Origin of the sequence: Bacillus sp. G402, from assembly GCF_051172515.1 — a bacterium.
Taxonomy (GTDB): Bacteria; Bacillota; Bacilli; order Bacillales; family Bacillaceae; genus Bacillus; species Bacillus altitudinis.
Genome location: NZ_JBPIZC010000003.1, coordinates 263,036 through 287,066, shown reverse-complemented (window position 1 = coordinate 287,066; position 24,031 = coordinate 263,036). Strand labels below are relative to the sequence as shown.

The following is a 24,031-nucleotide window of genomic DNA, read 5'->3' as shown; positions in this document are numbered from 1 at the left end:
TGATATGATAGTAGTAGCTTTCGAGAAAATATAGGAGAAAGGAAGGAGCGGCGTGAGTTATAAAGAAATCAACGTAACCCAGACACGGGCGAAACAGGAAGCCTGGAAAAACCTGCTGAAAAAGCCGCTCCCTGAACGAGACGGCTACGTCAAGGACGAGCACACCTTATCCTTGCCGCGTCTCGCCGCCCGTGTCCTTGGAACTCCGCATGATGCAACCGATTATTTTATTTATTTACATGAATTATACGAAACTGACGGCATGCATATTTTAAGTGAAACCCTCAACCGGCATATTGAGCCGGAGCACTTTCAAGCGCTCCAGCGGATTCATATGATCAATCAGGAAGAAAAGGGATTGTCCGTGAATCGATTTGTGGCTTTCTTAGACGGTGAACAGCTCATTGTCCGTCATCCAAACCCAGTGATGAACCGGCATATTCGCCTTTCGTTAATCCAGGTGTTTGAACATTTCAAGCAGTTGCATGAAGGGGGATTCCAGCATCCTGATTTCCGCCGTGTGTTACTAGATGTGGTGAAGTTTTCAAATAATCATCTAGGACCATGGCTGAAGGAAGGCAATATGGAAGAAAAAATGCCAGCTGTCATTTGGTATGGAGAGGCGAATAAAAGTCAGCTTTATTTTCTTTACTATGTCATGCTGATTGGCTGTGATGTGGTGCTGTTTCATCCAGAAGGCAAGGATCAATTTCGTGAATTAGATCCAGAAGAAAAGCTGACTTTTATTGATCAGTATCCAGGGACGTCAAAGCTTGAACCGTTCCCTACTGAAAAGCCTGAGAGGAAATCAACGGTGGCGTACCGTTCGACAAGAGAGCTTGAAGAGGTACTTCACACAGAAGATTCCATGCTGTATAAGCCATGGCAATTCAGAGATCATACCCCTCATTCTATTACGCTAAAGACAACGTATGATGAGCTGTTTTTAATTGCGAAGGAACGGTCGTTTATCCGCCCGAATTTCAAAGCAGACCGTGACACCATACAGATTCCGAATCTTTTTGCGAAGATGATGGGGGTGACGAGAGACAAGCGAGAATATTGGGACCGTATCCATACGCTAATGGAGGGGAAAGAAACGAAAACGATCCGTCATTTCCCTTTCACACAAGAAGTGTCTTCGAATTATCAATTTCATTATCAGCATGCACTCTCTAAAGCAGGAGAGGTTGACCCTGATTTGTTAATGAAAAGCAATGTGTGGCAGTTCTCGCATTTGTATGAGGGCACGCAGCGTGCGATCGCAGAGGCCATTTCTCGCATATGTCAGCATCCGAAGCTGTTAAAAGAAGGCCATGAGACTGAATTAGATGTGCGTATTTATTTATTCAAGCAGCTTTTGCATATGAACCAAGATGTAATTGAACTCATTCAAACCTTTGATTATGCCCAGACTGTACCGAAAGTGATTTTATACCATACGGAATATAATGGTGAGCTGACTCGTTCTGATGCGGCTGCCCTGATTTTCCTAAATGAAATGGGTGTGGATATCTTCGTCTATCATCCCGCCGGCTATCAGTGTATAGAGCGGTATATAGACGATCAATTATTTGATACACATTGGCTTGATGAAATGGTCATGAACCAAGAGTTTAAAGAGCCGTCCATTGTGAGAAAGTTATTTCAATCCATTAAAAACCGATAAGGAGATCAAAGCTTATGACAAATACAAACGGAAATGACATCATTTCAATTGATAAAGAGGAAATCACGATTGAAAAGGCAGACGATATTCGCGTTCAGCTGCGCAATGAACCAGAAGTCCAAAACATTGCGAGACAGATTGATGCCAAAAATCAGCTTGAACTGCTTGAATACGGGAAACAGCCGGCTGTCGAAATCTCTAAGTTTTCTGACCGTATCCTCTCTATGATGCGTTCAACAAGTGTCACAGACTCAGGAACGATGCTTACACAGCTTGGAAAAATTATGGATCGTTTTGATAAAAATGATTTTGACGAGCCAAAGGGCGGTTTGTTATCAAAAATCTTTAAACGCGGTGGCAGCATGATCGAGAAGATTTTCAGCAAATATCAAACGCTCGGTGCAGAAATTGAAAAAATCAATGTGGAAATTAGTAAATACAAAGATGAAATGACCAAATCGACGGTTACGCTTGAAGAAATGTATGAGCATAACATTCAATACTATATGGAGCTTGAAAAGTATGTCGTCGCAGGGCAAATGAAGATCGAAGAATTAAAACAATTGGTTCCTTCTTATGAAGAAAAAGCGGCGGGGGGAAACCAGCTGGCACAAATGGAGCTAGATACGCTTCGTAATGGGATTCAAGCGCTTGAAGAGCGTGTATATGATCTTGATATGGCACGGATGGTGGCACTTCAAACGGCACCGCAAATCCGTTTGCTGCAGCGTGGTAATACGAAATTAATCGGGAAAATTAACTCTGCCTTCATCATTACGATTCCAATTTTCAAAAATGGAATCATTCAAGCTGTAACAGTGAAGAGACAAAAGCTTGTGGCTGATTCCATGAGTGAGCTGGACAGAAGAACGAATGAAATGCTGAAACGAAATGCTGAAAATATCTCAAGTCAAAGTGTTGAGATTGCTAAATTATCAGGTCGTCCAAGCATCGACATTGAAACGATCGAATCATCCTTTAATACGATTGTACAAGGGATGAAAGAGACGAAGCAGATTGAAGAAGAAAACAAACGATTACGTGAGGACGGAACAAAACGTATGCTTGAGCTTCAAGATAATATTAAGAAAGCTGCCCTAGAGTCCTAAAAAAACAGGCTGTCTGTAACGAAAGTTGCAGGCAGTTTTTTCATGAATTTGATTAAAATTTGAGAAAAAAGGTTTTTATGTGACCTTTTTCGGGTAAATCCTGTTCAGGGGCATGGTTCACCCATGAAAGAAAAAGCCCGCTATCACAAGGATTCGACTTATTTTTTAGCACAATAAGGAATTTCCAGTAAAATATTGTCTGGTGAGAGAAAATACCCCGTAAAATATGTAGTTTATGAAGCATTCTATAGGATTTACGAGTAATACGGCGTATAAACTGTAATCACCAGACCTCTATATGGAATTCATACATATTGTACGAGAAATAAGCGAATTCTAAAGATTGTTCGCATCATAACGCTTATGTTACGGTTATAAAGATGCTAATTTGGAGGGAAAAAATGAATTCTGAAGAGAGAAAGATCAAAATCAAGATAAATAATGTATCTAAAATTTTCGGTAAAAATGCTAAAAAAGCATCTCAAATGCTTGAAAAAGGGAAGACAAAAAGAGAAATCCTAAAAGAGACCGGCGCAACAGTTGGTGTCAATCGAGCAAATTTTGATGTGTATGACGGCGAGATATTTGTCATCATGGGGCTATCAGGGAGCGGAAAGTCCACACTTGTGCGGCTGCTAAATAGGTTAATCGAACCAACCTCCGGCGAAATTTATATTGATGGGGATATGATAACAAATATGTCAAAGGATCAATTGCGTGAAGTTAGACGGAAAAAGATCAGCATGGTCTTCCAAAACTTCGCATTGTTCCCGCATCGTACCATTCTGGAGAATACAGAATACGGGCTTGAATTGCAAGGTGTAGAAAAAGAACAGCGCCGCTCTAAAGCGCTTGAATCTTTAAAGCTTGTTGGACTTGAAGGTTTTGAAGAGCAGTACCCAAATCAATTAAGTGGCGGTATGCAGCAGCGTGTTGGATTGGCACGTGCACTAGCTAATGACCCTGATATTTTGTTAATGGATGAAGCATTCAGCGCACTAGATCCATTAATTCGTAAAGACATGCAGGATGAATTGCTTGAGCTTCATACGTCTGTAGGAAAAACAATTATTTTCATCACGCATGATTTAGATGAAGCGCTTCGTATTGGCGACCGCATTGTCCTCATGAAAGACGGGAATATCGTTCAAATCGGAACACCAGAAGAAATTCTGATGAACCCATCGAACGAGTATGTTGAACGTTTCGTTGAAGATGTAGACCTTTCTAAAGTATTAACCGCTGGTCATATTATGAAACGTGCAGAAACAGTTCAGATTGATAAAGGGGCACGTGTTGCGCTCACGCTCATGAAGAACCTTGGTATTTCGTCTATCTATGCAGTAGATAAGAAAAAGCATTTATTAGGTGTTATTTCTGCACAAGCAGCGAAAAAAGCGGCAGAAACGGGTGCGTCGCTAGAAACTGTTCTTGATAAAGAATTTACGACAGTATTGGAATCAACGTATTTAACAGAGATCTTTGACGCGGTGTCTGATGCGAACATTCCAATTGCCGTTGTAGATGAGAAAAACAGAATGAAGGGTATTGTGGTCAGAGGTGCATTGATTGGTGCATTATCAGGTAATGATGAATATATCAACATGTCTTCTAACAAGCTAGAGGAAATTAAAGCACAAGAGCCTTCTGCACAGGAGGTAGAATAAGATGTTTAGTATGAGTGATTTACCTAGAATTCCGTTCGCGGATTATATCGATCAATTTGTTGACTGGTTAACATTAACCTTTGGTGGTTTCTTTGATGGCATCACAAATGGATTAGCTGGAACAGTAAATGGTATTGTAGCTGCACTTGGCGTCATTCCATCCATTATTTTAACGCTTATCTTTGCCGGAATTGCTTGGTGGATCAGTACAAGAGGAGTTGCTCTTTTCACACTTTTTGGATTCTTACTGATCGACTATTTAGGCTACTGGCAGCCAATGCTGCAAACACTTGCGCTCGTTCTGACAGCTGTGGTCATTTCTATCGTGATCGGGGTTCCGATCGGTATTTGGGCATCACAGAAGGAAACAGTGCGTAAAATTGTCACACCTATTTTAGACTTAATGCAGACAATGCCTGCATTCGTATACCTTTTACCAGCGATCTTCTTCTTTAACATCGGAGTAGTACCTGGCGTTGTGGCATCGGTTATTTTCTCTATGCCGCCAACGATTCGTATGACCATTCTCGGGATTAAACAAGTACCATCTGATTTAATTGAAGCAACAGAAGCTTTTGGTTCAACGACATTCCAGCGTTTGTTCAAAGTTCAGCTTCCACTTGCTACAAAAACCATCTTAGCTGGGATTAACCAAAGTATCATGCTTGCTCTATCCATGGTCGTCATTGCGGCAATGGTTGGTGCACCAGGACTTGGTTCGGAAGTATATAGTGCAGTAACGCAGCTGAAAACAGGGATTGGTTTTGAAGCTGGTATTGCCATTGTTATCGTAGCGATTACACTGGATCGTATTACACAAAACATTAAAACGAAAAAAACCAGGGGGAATGCTTAATGTGGAAAAAGTCTCTCTACATTGGGATGACCGCCCTGCTCGTCTTTTTACTAGCGGCTTGTGGTGCACAATCAGATTCAAATGCAAGTGCAGCGCAGCAGGTCAATAAAACGATTATCGGGATTGATCCGGGTTCAGGTATTATGGCCTTAACCGATCAAGCGAAAAAGGATTACGGTTTAGAGGATTGGACGGTTGTATCTGCCTCAAGTGCAGCGATGACAGCGACATTGAAGAAATCGTATGACCGTAAAAAACCGATTATCATCACTGGCTGGAATCCTCACTGGATGTTTTCCCGCTACGATTTGAAATATTTAGATGATCCGAAAAAATCATATGGTGACGAAGAAGAAATTCACACCATTTCTCGTAAAGGATTTGCGAAGGATCAGCCGGAAGCAGCCAAAATGCTCAGTCAGTTTAAATGGTCTCAAGATGACATGGGTGAAGTGATGCTTGATATTCAGGATGGCGTCAAACCAAAGGATGCTGCTGTTAAATATGTGAAAAAGCATAAAGATCAAGTAGCGAAATGGACAAAAGGCGTGAAAAAGTCAAACGGTGACAAAATCAATCTTGCCTACGTTGCGTGGGATAGTGAGATTGCAAGTACCAATGTGGCCGCAGAGGTATTGCGTGAACTTGGCTTTAAAGTGACCTTGACTCAGGTTGAAGCGGGCCCAATGTGGACAGCAATTGCAACCGGAAGTGCTGATGCATCATTATCTGCATGGCTTCCAAATACGCATAAAACGTATGCAGCGAAGTTTAAAGGAAAATATGATGATCTCGGTACAAGTATGAAGGGTCTTCGCATGGGTCTCGTTGTTCCGACTTATATGAAAAACGTCAACTCGATCGAAGATTTGAAAAAATAGCCAATTGTATAACAGTTCCCTTATAATAGAAGGGAGCATATGGAAAAAGCAGTCTGCTCAAAAAGCGACTGCTTTTTCTTATATATAAGGATGGTGGATGAGTTGTCGATGGTGGAAAAACCAATGATGATTTTCCTGCACGGTGGAGGCGTAAGCAGCTGGATGTGGCAGGAGCATATGGAAATATTCAAGGAAACGTATGAATGCTATACCCCTGATTTTATCGGTCACGGGACAAGAGCAAATGAAACGTCGTTTTCCATGCGAGAAAGTGCTTATGAAATCATTTCATGGATAAAGGAGCATGCACATGGCCGTACAGTCATTCTAATTGGCTTCTCTCTAGGTGCACAGGTAGCCGTTGATGTGTTATCGAGAGAGCCAGACATCGCAGACATCGCCATCATCAATAGCGCCCTTGTGTTGCCATTACCATGGCTCTATTTGATGGTAAGGCCCATTTTACCTCTTACATATCCGTTATTAAAGAAAGATTGGTTCATCCAGCTGCAAGCAGAAAAGATGGGACTTCCAAACGATGTACTGGATCATTATGCAGCGGATTCCAAACAATTGCAGAAGAAGACGCTGCTTACGATGTTTCAAGAAAATCTTCATTACAAGCTCCCTGACACGTTTCAACAAGCAAAGGCACGGATTCTTGTGACAGTGGGAGAAAAGGAAAAGGGCATTATGACTAGGTCAGCAGAAAAGATCACGAATGCACACCCGAATGCAGCCGGGTTCATCGTTCCTGACATTGAACATACGTTTACTTTTGAAAAGAAAGAACTTTTTGTCGACATGATCAAAAGCTTTATAGAAGAGCGTGCGTTACCAGCGGAATTAAAGGAAATAAGGAAGCTAGGCCATTTAGAAAGTGAAGATGAGCATAAAAGGGGCAGGCATGTATAAGACACTGTATGATATAGGTATAAAACGCTTACAGATGAATGGGTGTATGGATGGAAGCTCGTAAGTGAGCCATGAAGGAGGAAGCATGAGTAAAAACTATATCATATTCGGTGCGAGTCAAGGATTAGGGGATGCCTTTGTAAAAGGTCTTCCTTCAAGTGGAGATACAGTATGGATTGTGTCACGAAGTGAACCAAGCAGTTTGAACATAGACGATGGGGTGCGTAGAATTTGGCTGAAGATCGATTTATCAAGCCAAACCCATATCCCTTTTATGCTCGAAGCATTGAAGAATCAAACAATTGATGTACTTATTTATAACGTAGGCTTATGGGAGAAACGCGGCTTTGAAGATGATTATTCTTTCGATCTTGATCAACCGGAGGATATCGCTCATTTAATCAATGTGAACGTTACCTCAACGATTACCTACATCCAAGCTCTGCTTCCGCACGTAAGGACATCTGAGAATGGAAAGATCATCGTCATTGGTTCTACTGCGGGACTTGACCATACGAATTTGTCTCAGGTTTCTTTTGTTGCTTCTAAATTTGGGCTTCGTGGTATTGTGAACGCACTAAGAGAGCACGTGAGGAAAGATAAAATATCCGTTACCTGTATCAATCCAGGAGAGCTAGCGGCAGAAGTTCCATACGAAGATGGCGCTGAAAAAGCCATTGCTCTGTATGATGAAACGAGAATACCTGTACAAGATATTGTCGAGCTGGCGAGATGTGTCATTCATCTATCCAGAGTGTCCTGTGTGAAAGAAATCAATGTCCCGGCGATGACAGATGTGAATGCGTAAAATAAAGGAGACCACCCTCTTCAGGAAAGACGGGTGGTTTTTTTATTTTACGATGAATGCTGCTGAAGTGTTTTGTATACAGCTTCCGTCAAAATCTCAATGCCGGTAAAAATCGCAGAGCGATCGAATGTCATATAAGGGTGATGAAGCCCAGGTTTTAAATCACAGCCTAAACCGAGCATCGTCGATTTAATATGCGGAACCTTTGCTGCATAAAAATGAAAGTCCTCTCCGCCTGTCGTCACGATCGGTGGATCGAGCTGTTCTTTGCCTAGCACTTGCTCTATGGCATGTGACATGATCTCCACAGCTTCTTCATTTAATGTCGCAGCTGGAAGACGATGATCCGTTGAAAGTGTGATAGAGGCGCCAAAAGCATCCGCTACAGAATGGCATGCTCTTTCAATTTCCTTTTCTAATTCATCCATCACTTCGTTTGTCTGCGCCCGAACGTCGAGTGTAAAAGAGGCCTTGCCAGGTATGATGTTGGAGCTGCCGCCGCCTGCATTTAAATTGGTCATTTTCACAGAATGAGCGACTCGTGGATCGACATGGATATGCGCCAGTCTTTGCACAAGCGTAGATGCAACTTCGATGACGTTGACCCCAAGGTGCGGGCGTGCACCGTGTGCTTCCTCCCCTAGAATGGTCCCGACGTAATGATTACTTGATCCGTGCAAAATGGCAGGAGCGCAGCGTCCGTTTAAGGTTTCTTGAATTGGGCGCACATGCACCCCGTATAAATAATCGACGTCAGCTAACACACCTTTTTCGATCATCTTTAAAGCGCCGCCTCCTCTTTCTTCGGCAGGCTGAAAAATGAATCGGATCGTGCCACTTGGAAGTTCTTTTTCTTTCAATGCCATGAATGTCCCAAGTGCCATCGTCATATGAGCATCGTGTCCGCATGAATGGTTGGCTTGGAAAACGCCATCTACTTCCTGCCAGAGGGCGTCAATATCGGCTCTCACAGCAACCACTGGTGCGCCTTCCCCAATTTCACCGATTACCCCTGTACAGTCTTCAAATGTTCTCGTTTTACAGCCTGCTTTCTTTAATAGATCTTCAATATAAGCCGTCGTATTTGTCTCTTCCCAGCTGATTTCTGGATGGGCGTGCAGATGTTCAAAGATGTCTGTCACGGTTTGTTTCATCTCGTTTGTCAAAGTTGTCATGAGAAGCCTCCTTGCTGACAGATAATCTGCCAAAACATTCTTTTAGTGAAATAATATTGATCTTAAATATCATCAGTGTTTATAATATAACACATCATTTGATTATTCAGAAAATTAAGTGAAATTCCGATCGGGACAAAGGGGTTTTGACAGATGAAAACAGCGACAGTATCAGCACCTGAGAAACAAAAAAGAAAACTTCAGATGCCGGATGCATATGTACTCTTATTTATGATTGCTTTAATTTGTACGATCGCAACGTATTTTGTACCAGCCGGTGAATTTGATCGGAAAACGTCAGGAGAGATCACAACAGCTGTTCCTGGCAGTTATCACCGTATTGATCAATCACCAGTTAGTCCGGTTGGTTTTTTTACAGCGATTCAAGAAGGGATGGTTGGTTCATCCTCTATTATTTTTCTGATTCTTTTTACTGGCGGAACCATTGCAATTTTGGAAAAGACAGGTGCCATTAATGGGATGATTCACAATGTCATCAGCCGGTTCCAAACGAAACAGCTATTGTTTATTTGTATTGTTGGCGGATTGTTTTCTGTACTTGGGACGACCGGAATTGTGGTGAACTCAGTCATTGGCTTTATTCCTATTGGGATTATTGTGGCACGTTCTTTAAAGTGGGATGCAGTGGCGGGAGCGGCGGTTATTTACATCGGCTGTTATGCAGGTTTTAACGCAACCATTTTGTCTCCATCTCCTTTAGGTTTATCACAAACGATTGCAGAATTGCCGATTTTTTCTGGTATTGGGCTGCGTGTCATCATTTATCTTTGTTTTCTCCTATCTAGTATTGTGTACATCTATTTATATACAAAACGCTTGAAAAATAAAGAAAAGGGAAGCCTGCTTGGTGACGAGTGGTTTCCAGCTAAAGGGCTAGGAGGAGCTGATGCGGAATCTGTGGACAAGCCTGAATTCACCGGCAGACATAAGCTGATTTTAGCGGTGTGTGGTTTGTCGCTTGGGGGTTTTTTGTATGGTGCGCTTCAGCTTGGCTGGACCGATAAGGAAATGGCTGGTGTGTTTATTTTCATGGCCATTGCTGCTGGACTGCTTGGGGGATTAGCTGCCAATGATATTGCAAAAACGTTTATTGTCGGCTGTCAAAGCCTTGTATACGGCGCACTCATTGTTGGCATGGCACGCTGCATTTCAGTCATTTTGGAAAACGGCAAGCTGCTTGATACTGTGGTGAATGGACTTGCGAGTATGCTGACAGGGTTTAGTCCAATCGCTGGTGCGATCGGCATGTATATCGCCAGTGCGCTCCTTCACTTTTTGATTTCATCAGGATCAGGAGAAGCGGTTGTCTTTATACCGATTCTTGCGCCGCTTGCTGATTTAATGGGTATCACGAGACAAGTAGCGGTAGAAGCAGTGATGCTCGGTGAAGGGGTGGTCAACTGCGTGAATCCGACTTCAGGTGTGTTGATGGCTGTCTTGGCTGCAAGTGGGATTCCATACGTGAAATGGCTGCGTTTTATGGTGCCGCTTGCGCTCATTTGGTTCGTCATCGGCCTTGTCTTTATTTGTATCGGTGTCATGATCAATTGGGGACCTTATTAAATAAGAGAGAAGCTGCCAAAGAGTGTTTGGCGGCTTTTTTCTTATGAGAACATGTATGGGGACAGCGGTTTAAAACCACAATATGAGTGTTCACAAAATGGCAACATTATTTTTTTGAGCAATCCCCTTGCAAAAGTTTGTGAAGTGTTGCACAATAAGAATGTGAAATACTTCACATAAGAAAAACAACCTAGTTTTACTCAGGAGGATGAGATAAATGACAAACGAAAAAGTAAACAAAGTAGCACTTATTGGAGCAGGTTTTGTCGGCAGCAGTTATGCCTTTACATTAATAAATCAAGCAATCACAGATGAATTGGTAGTCATCGATTTGAATCAAGATAAAGCAATGGGTGACGTCATGGATTTAAACCACGGGAAAGCATTCGCCCCGCATCCTGTGAATACTTGGTATGGAGATTATGAGGATTGTCAGGATGCTGACATTGTATGTATCTGCGCTGGCGCAAACCAAAAGCCAGGTGAAACGAGACTTGATCTTGTTGAGAAAAATTTAAATATATTTAAAGGCATTGTAGACAATGTGATGAAAAGCGGATTCGATGGTATTTTCTTAGTTGCTACGAACCCAGTTGATATTTTGACATATGCGACTTGGAAATTCAGCGGACTGCCAAAAGAACGAGTGATTGGTAGTGGAACAACGCTTGATACGGCAAGATTCAGATACATGCTTAGTGAGTACTTTGAAGCAGCGGCGCACAATGTGCATGCGTACATCATTGGAGAGCATGGAGATACAGAGCTTGCTGTTTGGAGCCATGCGAATATCGGAAGTGTACCGATCACAGAATTAATGAAGAGAAATGACCAATACAAACAAGAAGATTTAGACGACATCATGGAGAATGTCCGTCATGCTGCTTACCAAATCATTGAGAAAAAAGGAGCGACTTATTACGGCGTAGCGATGAGTTTAGCCCGTATTACTAGAGCCATTTTACACAATGAAAACAGCATTTTGACTGTCAGCACTTATTTAGATGGGGAATACGGAGCAGAAGATGTCTACATTGGTGTACCTGCCCTCGTGAACCGAAATGGTGCAACAGAAGTGATGGAGCTCGCACTGAACGACACAGAAAAAGAAAAATTCGCACATAGTGTGAATGTGTTAAAAGAAATTTTAGCTCCTCATTTTTAATCAATCAAAGGCAACCTATCTGAGCAGAAAAGGATGAATCACTATGTGGCAGCAAATATATGATCCGTTTGGTAATGAGTTCGTCAGTGCATTGGTGGCCATGCTTCCAATCTTGTTTTTCCTACTAGCATTAACTGTATTTAAGTTAAAAGGGGTATTAGCCGCTTGTTTTACCTTGATCGTCAGTTTTGTAACAGCTGTTTTCTTCTTTCATATGCCAATTGAAAAAGCATTATCTGCTGTGGTGCTCGGTGTATCTAATGGGCTGTGGCCGATTGGATATATCGTCATCATGGCCGTATGGCTCTATAAAATTGCTGTGAAGTCTGGAAAGTTTGATGTCATTCGTTCTAGTATTGCAGGAATTTCTCAAGATCAACGGTTACAGCTCTTATTAATTGGTTTTAGTTTTAACGCATTTTTAGAGGGAGCCGCTGGATTCGGTGTACCGATTGCGATTAGTGCCGCTCTTTTAACAGAGCTTGGGTTTAAACCACTAAAAGCCGCCATGCTCTGCTTGATTGCAAATGCTGCGTCTGGCGCTTTTGGTGCAGTAGGTATCCCAGTTATTACTGGAGCACAAATGGGGAATATGACGCCGCTTGAGCTGTCTCAAACCCTTGTGTACACCATTCCGTTTATTTCTTTCTGTATCCCATTTCTGCTGATTCTCATTGTAGACGGCTTTAAGGGAATCAAAGAAACACTACCAGCCTTGCTTGTTGTGAGTGGAAGCTATGCGATTCTGCAGGCTGTTACAATGGTCACGATGGGTCCTGAGCTTGCCAATATTATTTCAGCTTTAGCGAGTATGGGAATTCTGGCACTATTTCTTCGAAAATGGCAGCCAAAACACATTTACCGTGAAGAAGGCGCACCGGCCATTGAACAAAAACAAACGTTTAGCGGAGTTGAGGTGCTGAAAGCATGGTCTCCGTTTTATATTTTAACTGCCGTCATTACTGTATGGAGCCTACCAGCTTTTAAAGCATTATTTGCTGTAGGAGGACCGCTTAACTGGACAACCATTTTAGTGAAAATGCCGTTTCTGCATCAGCAAATTGTGAAATTACCACCAATTGCCCAAACAGAAACACCGATTGATGCGATCTTTAAAATTGATGTTATTAGTGCAACAGGTACCGCCATTCTAATTGCGGTGATGCTGACAGGGTTGTTCAGCAGACATATTACATTAAAAGAAGGGGCTGCCTGCTTAAATGCAGCGGTCAAAGAGCTTTGGGTCCCTGTTCTTACGATTTGTTTTGTCATGGGCTTTGCCAACTTGGCGAACTTTGCAGGCCTAAGTTCTGCTATCGGACTAGCACTTGCTAAAACAGGCGATTTATTCCCGCTTGTCAGCCCAGTGCTTGGCTGGATCGGCGTGTTTATTACGGGATCTGTTGTGAGTAACAATGCCTTATTTGGTAACCTTCAAGCAGTCACCGCTTCTCAAATCGGCTCTCAGGCAGGTTTGTTAATCGGGGCAAATACGACCGGTGGTGTAATGGCGAAATTAATTTCTCCACAATCTATCGCTATTGCAACAGCAGCTGTTGGAGAAACAGGTAAAGAATCTGAGCTCTTCCAAAAAACAGTGAAGTACAGCTTCATTTTGCTCGGCATCGTATGTATATGGACATTCATTCTTGCTCAATTTATATAGGTTGATCGATTGATTGAAAAATGAAAGACTGAGAGATTTCTCAGTCTTCAGATTGTTAACAAAGGGCTAAAATGTACTTTTTTTAGCCCTTTGTCTTCTTTTCAGCGTGAAAGAAAACCTTTGCAATCTAGGAAGGACGAGCACTGGAGCGGAGCGAATTCGGCATTCGTGAGCACCAGAGCGCAGGACTGACAAAGAATGCGAGGGTTTGTCTACACGCTGAGACTGAGAGATTTCTCAGTCTTTTTTTTATGTAGATTCTCGTGTGACAAGCCGAGTAGGTAGCTGAATATGTTCACGTTGTAATGGTTTTTGATCTTGCAACAGCTGAATCATTTGTTTGACAGACTGCTGGCCAAGCTCGACGATAGGGATGTCGATGGTCGTGATCGTTGGAGCTGTCACCTCGCAAATGTCTTGATTGTCATAACCGATCACCGCTAAATCTTTAGGAATGTCATATCCATATGAAATGGCTTGTTTAATGAGGCCTGCTGCCACTTGATCATTGCCGGTGAAAATCGCATCCGGCGCATCCGGCATCCTGTGGATTAAGTCCATTAAACGAAAGCCGTCCTCAATGGTAAAAGCCTCGCCGAACAGCCAATCTTCTTTAAGCGGCAAACCGTGATCAGAAAGCGCATCAAGATAGCCTTGCTTTCTTTGTTTTTGCGCTTCACTGCTTTCTGTATCAAAGCAAAATCCAATGGATGTACGCCCTGATTGAATCAAGTAGTCAACCGCTTTATAAGCAGCTTCCCGCTCATCATATCCGATAATCGGAATGTCTGCTGTTTGATGATACTCATTTGCCATGACGATCGGGCCGTTTGATAAAAATGGCTCGATTGTTTCCCACTTATTTTCTAACGCCCCCAATATGACACCATCTACTTCTTTTCTTTTTAATAATTGAAGCCCTTCAAGTTCTACTGATTCTTGATAAAACGTTTGGAGCACGATGGCTTTATACCCTTGATCCAGTGCTTCCTTTGAAATGCCTTTAATCAATTGTGCAAAAAAAGGATGGTCCACAGCTGGAACAGACACAGCAATGGTTTTTGTCTGATGTGACCGAAGGGTGCGGGCTGCTGAGCTTGGTGTATACTCCATTTCCTTCATCACCTGTAAAATGTGCTGGCGCTTTTCTTCTGATACATATGGATGGTTGTTCAGCACCCGAGAAACAGTGGTCGTTGAAACCCCGCAGCGTTTGGCAATTTCATAAATTGTACACATATTAACAAATCCTTTACACAAAGTTATTGTTCTGAAATCGATAACATCATTTACAATGTGAAACAAGTTAAATATTAACAAATGGAATTGATTAATTGGAGGGAATGGAATGCAAATATTGACGAAGATATCAGGTAAAAGCAAGGATTATCTACCGTTGCTGGATATGATCAATCAAGGTGTTCAAGTAAAGGCTGATTCAGTTGAAAAGAATCTAGCGAATGATAAGCTTGCTGCGTTCCTTGAGCAAGATATTGCGCGTACGGGTTTGGAAAAAATTCTCTTCCATTATAAACAAAATAAGGAAAAAAAGATACCGTTCCTGCCGGTCGATAAACTGATTTCAGAGGATGAGATCGATGATATTATGCAGGTGCTGAAAGAAGTATTAAGTTCAGGCCGTTTTACATCAGGCCCTTATATTCCAAAGTTTGAAAAGACGCTCGCAGCGTACTTAGGGAAAAAATATGTCATTGCCACATCAAGTGGAACAGATGCCTTGATGATCAGTTTAATATCAGCAGGCGTCCATCCTGGAGATGAGGTCATCCTACCTGCCAACAGCTTTGCTGCAACAGAAAATGCAGTGCTTGCGATTGGGGCGGTTCCAGTCTATGTCGATATTGATCCAGACACCTACTGCCTAGCGGCGAATGAAATAGAAAAGCATATCACAGATAAGACAGTATGTATTCTCCCGGTTCATTTGTATGGAAAGCAAGCGGATATGAAGGCCATTTCGACGATTGCGGAACGGCATGGTCTATCGATCATTGAGGATGGCTGTCAGGCGATTGGCAGCAGCGGGCTTGGGGCATTTGGGGATGGACTTGTTCTCAGCTTTAATCCTTACAAAAACCTTGGAGTTTGCGGGAAGGCAGGAGCCATCGCAACAAATGATGAAGCCCTAGCAGAAAAATGCATGGAAATCAGCTATCACGGTTTTGAACCAGGAAAGAAAAACGTGAAGCGCAGTGACTATGGCTTTAATTCTAAGATTGATAACTTACAGGCCGCAATCGGGCTAGAACGAATGAAATATTTAGGTTTACAAAACTTTAAACGTTTTTACTTGGCAAAGAGATACATAGATCAGCTGCAAACGCTGGAAGATGAAGGCTATATAAAGCTTCCGAAGCTGACAGACGATCATGTATGGCATCTATTCCCGATCAGAGTGGTGAAGGGAAGCCGAGATGAGCTGGCAGAGAAATTACTGGAAATGGGCATAGAAACAGACGTCTATTACCCAATTTTATCGCATCAGCATCAAACGAATCTTGTTTCTCAAAAGTATAGACAAACGGCACTACCACATACGGAAAAAGCCGTACAGCAATTACTCCACTTGCCGCTTTACCCAGGAATGCCGCTGCAAGATCAGGAGAAAGTCATCGAGGGGGTCCATCATGTTATCAAATCTTCCATTCAATAAAAAGCTTGTGCATCAACCGCAACATCCGCAGTGGATCGTCTTCTGTGATTTCGATGAGACCTATTATTCTCACGGAATGACCGAGGAGCAGAGAGAGGATGTAAAACGGCTGGAAGCTTTTGTGGCAGAAAAGAGCGAAGCCGGACAGCTCATGCTGGGCTGGGTGACGGGAAGCAGCCTCGATTCTGTTACGAGCAAAATGGAGAAAGGTGGTTTCTATCAATTCCCGCATTTTATTGCGTCGAATTTAGGAACTGAAATCGTGTATACATCAGATGGGAAATTTGGACAGCCGGATGCAGAATGGATGAAACGGCTTGATGCACAGGGCTTTTCAGACGAAAAAATTGAAGATATTCTGCAAGCCGTACGTGAAAAGGGGATTACCCTTAGGCCGCAAACGCAGCTAGGCAGCTCTGGGTATAAAAAGAATTTCTATTATCAGGAGCAGGATGAACGAACAGATCTCCATCATCTATCGTTCATCCAAACACTTGCGAAGGAGCGGGGTGTGGCGGTGAACATCAATAAATGCAACCCACTTGCGGGTGACCCTGCGGATTGCTATGACGTTGATTTTTTACCAGTTGGAACAGGAAAGGATGAAATCGTTCGGTTTATGCTGAATCAATATAACCTGTCAAAAGATAAGGGCTTTGCTTTTGGTGATAGTGGGAATGACCTGCGGATGCTTCAATCCGTCACGCACGGCTTTCTTGTCCAAAATGCAACAGCCGAAGCCAAACGGCACCATCATCAAATTTGTCATCATGGGTATGCAAAAGGAATCTATGAAACATTGAAAACAGTGATGTATAAACATGAGGAGGCACATTCATGAAGAAAATTGGAATTGTTGGAGCAGGGAATATTGCAAAAGCACATGCTAGAGCTTTATCAACGATCAAAGGTGCAGAATTATCTGGGGTCTATGACTTGCACGAATCCGTCGCACAAGGATTTATTAAACAGTACGGCGGACGGGTGTATGCCAGTATCGAAACACTAGCGGATGCATCAGATGGATTGATCATTGCCTCCCCTAACTTCTGTCACAAGGACCATGCCCTTCAGGCGCTTAGAGCAGGACAGCCGATTTTATGTGAAAAACCGATGGCTGTATCGTTAAAAGAAGCGAAGGAAATGGTGGAGACAGCCAAACAGTTCCAGGTTCAAGCCAGTATGGGCTTTAACTATCGCTATTTATCTTTTGTGAATATTTTGAAGAACTTGATTGCCAATGGTGAATTAGGACGCGTTTTGACAGTACGGACACATTTTAAGAAAAATAGTGCCCTTAGAAGAAAGACATTTTCGTGGAGAGACAGCGGCGAAAGTCTGCGTACAAGTGGTGCATTAGGAGATTTAGGGATTCATTTGATTGATATGCTGTGGTACTTATTTGGCAGTGAAATGAAAAAAGAATCCCTTAATACGAAGATGCTGACACATGTAAAGGAAAAAGAAGAGAAAAAGGTACAGGTTGATGACCATACCGAAATTTTTGGACAAATGGAGAATCAAGTGTTCTTTCATTTGGTGACGTCCAAAAGTACGCAGCCCGAGGAATGTGGATTTAGTGTAGAAGTGGTGGGGCATGACAAGGTTTTTAAATACCATACAAACATGAAAAACGAATATGAGATCAGTGATGGTTTGTGTGTAGAGCGTCATCAAATGCCGCAAACATTGCTGACAGATCCGCCGAATGAATTTTATGGATGGTCTGATACATTCCGTGATCAGCTGATGCATTGGGTAAATACAAACTCATATCCATCTCATATGAAGGTAGCTGATTTTGAAGATGGTTATCGCGCGCAGGCTGCGCTGAATACATGCTTCGAGAGGGAAGAGGCTGTCGTCTCTGCCCGTGCATATTAATGAAGAGGTGGAGCGGAGGATATCATAACTCCGCTCCTTTTTAGAGGAAGTGAAAAGATGAAAAAGGTGTTTTATTTTGGCTGTATCTTTTATTTTTTTATTGGGACCATTCATGTGTTTTTTGGCAGTTTAACGCCTTATTTGCTGTCTAGTTATGATAAGGGTCCTGGGGAATTATCTTCTTTAATCTTCTTTCAGTTTATTGGCTTTTTGACAGGCGTTCTTTTGTCGCCCATTCTTGTGAGGAAAAAAGGCTACGGCACTGTTCTGACGATGGGATTGCTGCTGATGATCGGAGCGCTTCTTCTTGGCCTTTTAGTGCCGGGCTGGACGATTCTTGTGGTGGCAGGTTTTTTCCTTGGGAGCGGTGCAGGCAGTCTTGAGACGACGGCCGGGGCGTATGTCATTTCAATGGCAAACAGTGCAAAGCGAATCAGCATCATGGAGGTCTTTTTTGGATTAGGTGCATTATTATTTCCTCTATTGATTCTGTTGACTGTGACAGAGGAAACGTGGCATTATGTGTTTTTATTTCAAGTCGGTGCACTGACTTTTTTTCTCATGCTCTGGCTTACCTTTATGAATAAACTCCCTCGTGGGCAGATGGCGGCTCCAATTCAAGACATGAAGAAACCGTCCTTGCTGTTTGATCGAGGGAATCGAATGATTGTGGTGTTGATGATCTGTTTTGCGTTTTTCTACGCAGGAATTGAAACGAACTTTGCGAACTTTTTACCGTCGATCATGCTAGAAAAAGGGGGAGACAACTGGGGTCTTTTTGCGGTCTCTACTTTTTGGACAGCGATCGTCATTGGCAGAACTGTCATTGCGAGAAAAGCCGATCAGCTGCATCCGCTGCGTTTTTTAAAGTTAAGCGCAGCGCTGATGATTGTGCTGCTCGCCGTATTTGCTCTAGCCACCCACATCGCCGCGCAGCTAATTCTTATCTTTTTCATCGGTCTGTGCGCAGCTGGCATGTTCCCCATTGCCTTGACGGCTTCTGCATTAATGATTGAAAATGCCATCGACGAGGCCACGAGTTATTTTATTGCCGCCGCTAGTTTAGGTGGAGCTTGTTTGTCCTTTTTGATTGGGTTTAGCCTTGAGTGGGCAGGTGCGGCAAGCGCCGTCTTTGTTTTCGCCTTTTTAGCTGTTCTCCTTTTTGCGGCTGCCATTCAAATGAATCGATCTCGGAAAAAAGAGACCGTACCCTCACAGCCACCGGCGATGAAAGCCGATCGATAAGCAGCTGATCTGGTGGCTCCTCCTTTTGTATAGCATATCTTCAGAAAAGGTGACGAAGGACTTGTACTAAAACAACGAAAGCGTGAATAACATGTACAAGTCAGCATCAAAAGGAGGACGTCTATGTGGCGGTGTTTTTTGGTTATATCTTTTTAGGGTTGTCACTTTCAGCGCCTGTTGGGCCAGTCAATGCAGCCCAAATCGACAGAGGGATTAAAAGTGGATTTTGGCACGCTTGGATTTTTGGTGTGGGGGCTATGGCTGCGGATATTGTCTATATGCTCCTCATTTATTTTGGTGTCGCCCAGCTTTTGACTGCACCTCTTGTGAAAACTTTTTTGTGGCTGTTCGGCTTTTTCGTTCTGACCTATACCGGTATTGAAAGCCTTCGTAAAATCAATTTGCAGGAAAGCCCAAAGAAGGATGGAGGAAACACGTCGATCGGGCATTCGTTCATGACGGGATTTTTTATTTCTCTTTCCAATCCGCTTAGTATTTTATTTTGGCTTGGGATCTATGGCAGTATTTTGGCCAATACGATTGAAAAGTATGGAGCATCTCAAATGCTGATGTACAGCATGGCTATTTTTATCGGCATGCTCATATGGGATTTCTGTATGGCGCTGCTTGCCAGTACGTTTAGACGGTATTTAAATGAACGAATGTTGCACGGCTTATCCGTTCTGGCAGGTCTCTCTTTACTTGGCTTCGGTGCCTATTTTGGATATCAAGGAATCATGGCGCTCATTGGATAGAATGGTTGATAAGAAAAAGGGCTAAAATCTAAATCATTTTAGCCCTTTTTCATATTTGACAGAAATAGGACATTCTTCAATAATGATGGAAGAGATACATAAAATTGAAGGAGTTTTTGCCATGCGTATGTTCCTGCCAGCATTCAACTATGTGTGTATGCTGATTTTGTCTGTGATCACAGCGACATTTGTTTATACCATGTTGTTTGCCCCACCTGAATCCAGATTCAGTTATGTGGAGGTCACCAGTCTTTTCATTTTGATAGCTTATGTCCTATTTGCTACACCTATCCAAATGATTTTACACCGTCATCCTGATAAGTTTCGACGCCGTGATTTATTGGTTTATTTTATCGGGGCGTGGGTGGTTTGTACGGCGCTCGCATTATGGATTGATTATGGTGTTGTCGTCTTTATTAGCTACAAAGTTTATCTATTTAGCTTTTGCGCGGCCTTCATTTATTGGCTGCTTGATTCCGCCTTTTTAAAGAAGAAACAATCATAAAGGCTTTTCCCGTTTTTTCTCTTGAACATGAACGTGTATGACCTTCGAGAATCCGCTTGATACAAAAGCAAAAGCCGTCATCAGAAGGACCCAATATAGATTGCTAAGGTCAAATCCAGTATAAGCGAAGATGAAAATCATCGAAATCACGGACGTTAATATGAGGACAGGAAATATCCGTTTAAATAGCAGATAACCAACAAATCCCCAAAGGAAAGCCATCACTGGTAGTGTAAATAAGATCAGATACATCGGATGGAGAAAAAGAAGACGCATGTCATTCACCCATTTCTTTTATAATGACCAACTCTATTAGATAGAGGCGGCTAAATGATGATATGCAGAAGCATACTCATACATGATTAGATAAATGGAAGTGAATTCCTGCCTCATCTGGCAAATCAACTACCTTGTGAATGTCCAGTGAAAGTCGTTGAAGGACAGTCACCACAGCTTTTTCCTCCTCATAGGCTATGGAGAAGACGCTAAAACGAGGTGGAAGAAAATGGCCCAGCTGTATGCAAAAAGTTGCCTTGATCAAAATCTACGATCACTCGAAGAATGGAAGCAAGATGCCTTCACACAGTTTGGAGAGATGGTAGGGGATGAGGCAGATACATTTCCGTGTGTACCAGGCAGACAAGGATTTTTTCTCGATCATTTACGCTATGGATTTGTCGGTGATCTGCGGGGAGACGGGGCAGTGAATGAGTTAGCAGAGCTGCTAAAAGAATATCAAGGCTGCGCTAAACAAACTGGTCAATACGCTTCATTTATCTGCTTTTTTGAAACTCCGCAGGATTTAAAGGAAAGCCCAATTGAAGAATTTGAGCAGCAGTTCTGGTCATTGCTTCAACGGTTACATCAAAAAGATGAAGTGCCATGGCCAGCGGAGATTCCACTGGACCCTCATCACCATGAATGGGAGTACTGCTTTCATGGCGAGGCTTATTTTATTCTGTGTTCAACACCAGCTCATAAGCTCAGAAAGAGCCGCCACTTTCCATATGTCATGATGGCATTTCAGCCCAGATGGGTGTTCGAAAAATTGAATGGATCGACCAAGTTTGGACAAAAAATGAGCCAGCTCGTTCGCAAGCGGCTCAAAGCATATGATCAAGTTGACGTCCATCCATCGTTAAAATGGTACGGTGATCCAACAAATCATGAATGGAAGCAATATTTTCTCCCAGATGAAGAGGCGGAGAAACCAGCCTCCGCCAAATGCCCATTTACTGCTTTAAAAAACATGATGAAATTATGATGCGGCCTGATCCTGTTTCCACTTTTTTCTCATAAAGAGTACCATGATGCCAATCACGGCGATGATCCCAATGCTTATAAAAAAGCCGGGTCGTCCGCTTGCCTCTGTCAGAGTGCCTGAAACAGCCGCACCAATCAAGAGCAGGGCAAGAACCGTTTCACACGTTTGACGAGTAGATGGTTTTGACAGCTTTTTGCTCGAAAGCAGAATAAACACCCATGTGTATAAAAGAGTTAAGCCGGCTGCTGTTGTGAGATGCTCATATATGTGTTTGGACAAAAAGAGTGCCAGCAAAATCGAGACAATCAATCCAGCAGCAGTTAACAAGATCGAAGACCATCTGACATGAGATGGTTCTTTTTGTTTAAAACAAGCAGGTGCATCCTGATGTTCCGACATCGTGCCAAGCAGCGTCGTGACTGCATAGAGGGAGGCAACCAATGTGGAAAACCCAGCAATAATGAAAATGCCATTAAAGATATGAAGAAAAATCGATAAATGAAATGGTTCCAGTGATGTAATAAATGGACTGCTATTCTCGTTAAAGGCTGTCACTGGCACAAGCAAAAGCGCAAGTCCGATGGAGACGATATAAATGACAGCAAGAATGATCAGCATCACACGTCCAGATTTTGCGGCATCTTTCGGGTCTTTTAAATGAACCGCCATCAGCCCCATGACTTCAATTCCCCCGAAAGCATAAAACGCATAAATCAGCCCATTCCATAGACCGAGTGGGCCGAGCGGCATCCATTCATGGTCTTTATTTGGCAGGTGTAGGGTGGGCCTATGCTCTGTGAGAATGCCGCATAAAACAAGAACGGCAAGGACGACAAACAATAGGATCGCCCCGGTTTTCAGCACGGCAAGAACATTTTCCGTCTTTTGAAAAGAAGAAAGCCCAATGATAATCACAAGCAGGGCAAGAGCGGAATAAATCGCTGAAAACACCCATAGTGGAATGGATGGAAACCAGTGACGAGTAAAAAGAGAAATCGCCGTCAGCTGACTCCCTGTGATCAGCATTTCTGAAAACCAATACACCCAGCCATTACTAAAACCCGCCCAGCGCCCATAGGCTTTTCGGGCATAGGAACAAAATGATCCCTTATCTGGGTTCTCGGCTGTCATCGCAGCCAGGTGTTTAAAGACGAGATATGTGCCGACTGCCGCAAGCAAAAATGAAATGCAGACGGAATAACCGGATTTTGTAATGGCGATGCTGGAACCAAGGAAGAAACCAGTGCCGATTGTACAGCCGACTCCGATAAGAGAAAGCTGCCACCAAGATAAAGATTGTTCTTCTTTCAATTTGTGTGCAACACCTTTCCGATTCAATAGCATTAGCTTGTGACCGCCTCTTTTTTTTATACATGATCAAGAGGACGTTTTGGGCATACTGTCAACATGGAAAGGAGTGCATGTGATGAACGGAGAATACGTGATTTTACCAAAGGATGGATTTGGCTTTCGGTTAGGAAAAGGACAATGTATGCGAGTGGTTGATGTCGAAGGGCAGCAAGTAGCAGACGTGATGGCCTATCATGAAAAGGATTTTTATGAAAAATTTGATCAAGGCGCTACAATGGATAGCCTGTTCTCTTCCAAGGTGAAAAAGGGAGATCAGCTTTATTCTAATTTATATAAACCAATGTTTACGGTCATCGAAGATACAGTCGAATGTCATGATTTATATATGCCTGCGTGCCGGCAAGAAATGTATCAGCTCTTATACGGCAGGACGCACCTAGAGGTCATGCATACATGCTACGATAATCTCAGAACGGCTTTTGAGCCATTCGGGATTCCAAAGGAGGATATGTATTATCCTTTTAATGCGTTTATGAATACAGTCATTGATGAGAAAGGAAAACTGTCTGTCGAGCTACCAAAATCGCTCCCTGGTGATTACATTCGTCTGCGTGCAGAAATGGATCTCATCGTCGCGGTGTCTGCATGTCCTGCCGACATTGGAAAATGCAATGGCTCAAGCTGTACATCCATTCGGGTGGAGATTGATTGAAAAGGAAAGACCAGTCAAAGAGACTTGGTCTATTTCGTTTGTGAATGTTTGATCATTTATGAAAAAGGGGAACGTCTAAAAAATATCTTTTTTCAAAACATGATATAATAAAGTGGCTAAAATCGTAGGTAAATCAATTGAAATGGAAGTAAAACCTGTTCTCTTCATGTAGAGGATGCTTAGGAG

Annotated in this window: 21 protein-coding genes; 18 read left to right on the top strand and 3 right to left on the bottom strand. The window is 42.7% G+C overall.

All coding sequences use genetic code 11. The features are described 5' to 3' along the window. Nucleotides 1–52: 52 nt before the first annotated feature. The 7 genes from ACSBQP_RS14990 to ACSBQP_RS14960 all read left to right on the top strand — a co-directional run bounded on the left by ACSBQP_RS14990 (nucleotide 53) and on the right by ACSBQP_RS14960 (nucleotide 7,905). Complete coding sequence (locus ACSBQP_RS14990; RefSeq protein ID WP_427215039.1) at nucleotides 53–1,669, top strand: YceG family protein; 1,617 nt, start codon at nucleotides 53–55, stop codon at nucleotides 1,667–1,669. Between the two features lie 14 nt (nucleotides 1,670–1,683). After that, nucleotides 1,684–2,778, top strand: a complete 1,095-nt coding sequence (locus tag ACSBQP_RS14985) for a toxic anion resistance protein (protein WP_025206695.1) — start codon at nucleotides 1,684–1,686, stop codon at nucleotides 2,776–2,778. A gap of 401 nt (nucleotides 2,779–3,179) precedes the next feature. Next, complete coding sequence (gene opuAA / locus ACSBQP_RS14980; protein WP_017358586.1) at nucleotides 3,180–4,445, top strand: glycine/proline betaine ABC transporter ATP-binding protein OpuAA; 1,266 nt, start codon at nucleotides 3,180–3,182, stop codon at nucleotides 4,443–4,445. Between the two features lie 10 nt (nucleotides 4,446–4,455). Beyond that, a complete protein-coding gene (gene opuAB / locus ACSBQP_RS14975) occupies nucleotides 4,456–5,301 on the top strand; it encodes a glycine/proline betaine ABC transporter permease subunit OpuAB (protein WP_427215046.1) in 846 nt (281 codons plus the stop codon). Continuing rightward, the gene (locus ACSBQP_RS14970) at nucleotides 5,301–6,182 is read left to right on the top strand and encodes a glycine betaine ABC transporter substrate-binding protein (protein WP_008342122.1); all 882 of its coding nucleotides are present in this window, start codon (nucleotides 5,301–5,303) and stop codon (nucleotides 6,180–6,182) included. Before opuAB ends, ACSBQP_RS14970 begins: the two co-directional genes overlap by 1 nt. A gap of 108 nt (nucleotides 6,183–6,290) precedes the next feature. Further along, nucleotides 6,291–7,097 (top strand): alpha/beta fold hydrolase, encoded by an 807-nt coding sequence (locus tag ACSBQP_RS14965; protein ID WP_435028596.1) that lies wholly within the window; start codon nucleotides 6,291–6,293, stop codon nucleotides 7,095–7,097. An 85-nt stretch (nucleotides 7,098–7,182) separates the two neighbouring features. Then, nucleotides 7,183–7,905, top strand: coding sequence for an SDR family NAD(P)-dependent oxidoreductase (locus tag ACSBQP_RS14960; RefSeq protein WP_039166374.1), 723 nt, complete (start codon nucleotides 7,183–7,185; stop codon nucleotides 7,903–7,905). 47 nt (nucleotides 7,906–7,952) lie between these two features. Here ACSBQP_RS14960 and ACSBQP_RS14955 read toward each other — a convergent pair whose 3' ends face one another. After that, nucleotides 7,953–9,080, bottom strand: a complete 1,128-nt coding sequence (locus ACSBQP_RS14955; protein WP_048003149.1) for a M20 peptidase aminoacylase family protein — start codon at nucleotides 9,078–9,080, stop codon at nucleotides 7,953–7,955. A 153-nt stretch (nucleotides 9,081–9,233) separates the two neighbouring features. Between ACSBQP_RS14955 and ACSBQP_RS14950 the strand changes: the two genes are divergently transcribed. The 3 genes from ACSBQP_RS14950 (at nucleotide 9,234) to ACSBQP_RS14940 (ending at nucleotide 13,495) form a co-directional block, all read left to right on the top strand. Next, the gene (locus tag ACSBQP_RS14950; RefSeq protein WP_007498311.1) at nucleotides 9,234–10,664 is read left to right on the top strand and encodes a YfcC family protein; all 1,431 of its coding nucleotides are present in this window, start codon (nucleotides 9,234–9,236) and stop codon (nucleotides 10,662–10,664) included. A 217-nt stretch (nucleotides 10,665–10,881) separates the two neighbouring features. Further along, entirely contained in the window at nucleotides 10,882–11,829 is a 948-nt protein-coding gene (locus tag ACSBQP_RS14945; protein WP_007498309.1) for an L-lactate dehydrogenase, read from the top strand. Nucleotides 11,830–11,872: 43 nt separating this feature from the next. After that, nucleotides 11,873–13,495, top strand: coding sequence for an L-lactate permease (locus ACSBQP_RS14940; RefSeq protein WP_046342560.1), 1,623 nt, complete (start codon nucleotides 11,873–11,875; stop codon nucleotides 13,493–13,495). Nucleotides 13,496–13,744: 249 nt separating this feature from the next. Here the strand turns inward: ACSBQP_RS14940 and ACSBQP_RS14935 are convergent, their stop codons facing one another. After that, the gene (locus ACSBQP_RS14935; protein WP_046342561.1) at nucleotides 13,745–14,734 is read right to left on the bottom strand and encodes a LacI family DNA-binding transcriptional regulator; all 990 of its coding nucleotides are present in this window, start codon (nucleotides 14,732–14,734) and stop codon (nucleotides 13,745–13,747) included. Between the two features lie 109 nt (nucleotides 14,735–14,843). Here ACSBQP_RS14935 and ACSBQP_RS14930 point away from each other — a divergent pair, with 109 nt between their 5' ends. The 7 genes from ACSBQP_RS14930 to ACSBQP_RS14900 all read left to right on the top strand — a co-directional run bounded on the left by ACSBQP_RS14930 (nucleotide 14,844) and on the right by ACSBQP_RS14900 (nucleotide 21,822). Next, on the top strand, nucleotides 14,844–16,169 hold the full coding sequence (locus tag ACSBQP_RS14930; protein WP_435028555.1) for a DegT/DnrJ/EryC1/StrS family aminotransferase: 1,326 nt from the start codon (nucleotides 14,844–14,846) through the stop codon (nucleotides 16,167–16,169). Then, nucleotides 16,144–17,010, top strand: a complete 867-nt coding sequence (locus ACSBQP_RS14925) for an HAD-IIB family hydrolase (protein WP_024718989.1) — start codon at nucleotides 16,144–16,146, stop codon at nucleotides 17,008–17,010. The genes ACSBQP_RS14930 and ACSBQP_RS14925 overlap by 26 nt, the downstream gene beginning before the upstream one ends. Further along, complete coding sequence (locus tag ACSBQP_RS14920; RefSeq protein ID WP_007498302.1) at nucleotides 17,007–18,053, top strand: Gfo/Idh/MocA family protein; 1,047 nt, start codon at nucleotides 17,007–17,009, stop codon at nucleotides 18,051–18,053. Before ACSBQP_RS14925 ends, ACSBQP_RS14920 begins: the two co-directional genes overlap by 4 nt. A 57-nt stretch (nucleotides 18,054–18,110) precedes the next feature. Next, nucleotides 18,111–19,298 carry an MFS transporter gene (locus ACSBQP_RS14915; RefSeq protein ID WP_081114637.1) on the top strand — a complete coding sequence of 396 codons (1,188 nt, stop codon included), beginning with the start codon at nucleotides 18,111–18,113 and terminating at the stop codon, nucleotides 19,296–19,298. Between the two features lie 125 nt (nucleotides 19,299–19,423). Beyond that, nucleotides 19,424–20,053 (top strand): LysE family translocator, encoded by a 630-nt coding sequence (locus tag ACSBQP_RS14910; RefSeq protein ID WP_035703113.1) that lies wholly within the window; start codon nucleotides 19,424–19,426, stop codon nucleotides 20,051–20,053. A gap of 121 nt (nucleotides 20,054–20,174) precedes the next feature. Continuing rightward, on the top strand, nucleotides 20,175–20,558 hold the full coding sequence (locus ACSBQP_RS14905) for a UPF0715 family protein (RefSeq protein WP_435028554.1): 384 nt from the start codon (nucleotides 20,175–20,177) through the stop codon (nucleotides 20,556–20,558). 505 nt (nucleotides 20,559–21,063) lie between these two features. After that, nucleotides 21,064–21,822 (top strand): YqcI/YcgG family protein, encoded by a 759-nt coding sequence (locus tag ACSBQP_RS14900; RefSeq protein ID WP_035703119.1) that lies wholly within the window; start codon nucleotides 21,064–21,066, stop codon nucleotides 21,820–21,822. Here ACSBQP_RS14900 and ACSBQP_RS14895 read toward each other — a convergent pair. Next, nucleotides 21,817–23,166 (bottom strand): amino acid permease, encoded by a 1,350-nt coding sequence (locus ACSBQP_RS14895; protein ID WP_255836191.1) that lies wholly within the window; start codon nucleotides 23,164–23,166, stop codon nucleotides 21,817–21,819. The two genes, ACSBQP_RS14900 and ACSBQP_RS14895, sit on opposite strands and share 6 nt — an antisense overlap. Before the next feature lie 82 nt (nucleotides 23,167–23,248). Between ACSBQP_RS14895 and ACSBQP_RS14890 the strand changes: the two genes are divergently transcribed. Then, complete coding sequence (locus ACSBQP_RS14890) at nucleotides 23,249–23,845, top strand: DUF1989 domain-containing protein (protein WP_024718981.1); 597 nt, start codon at nucleotides 23,249–23,251, stop codon at nucleotides 23,843–23,845. The last annotated feature ends 186 nt before the right edge of the window (nucleotides 23,846–24,031 follow it).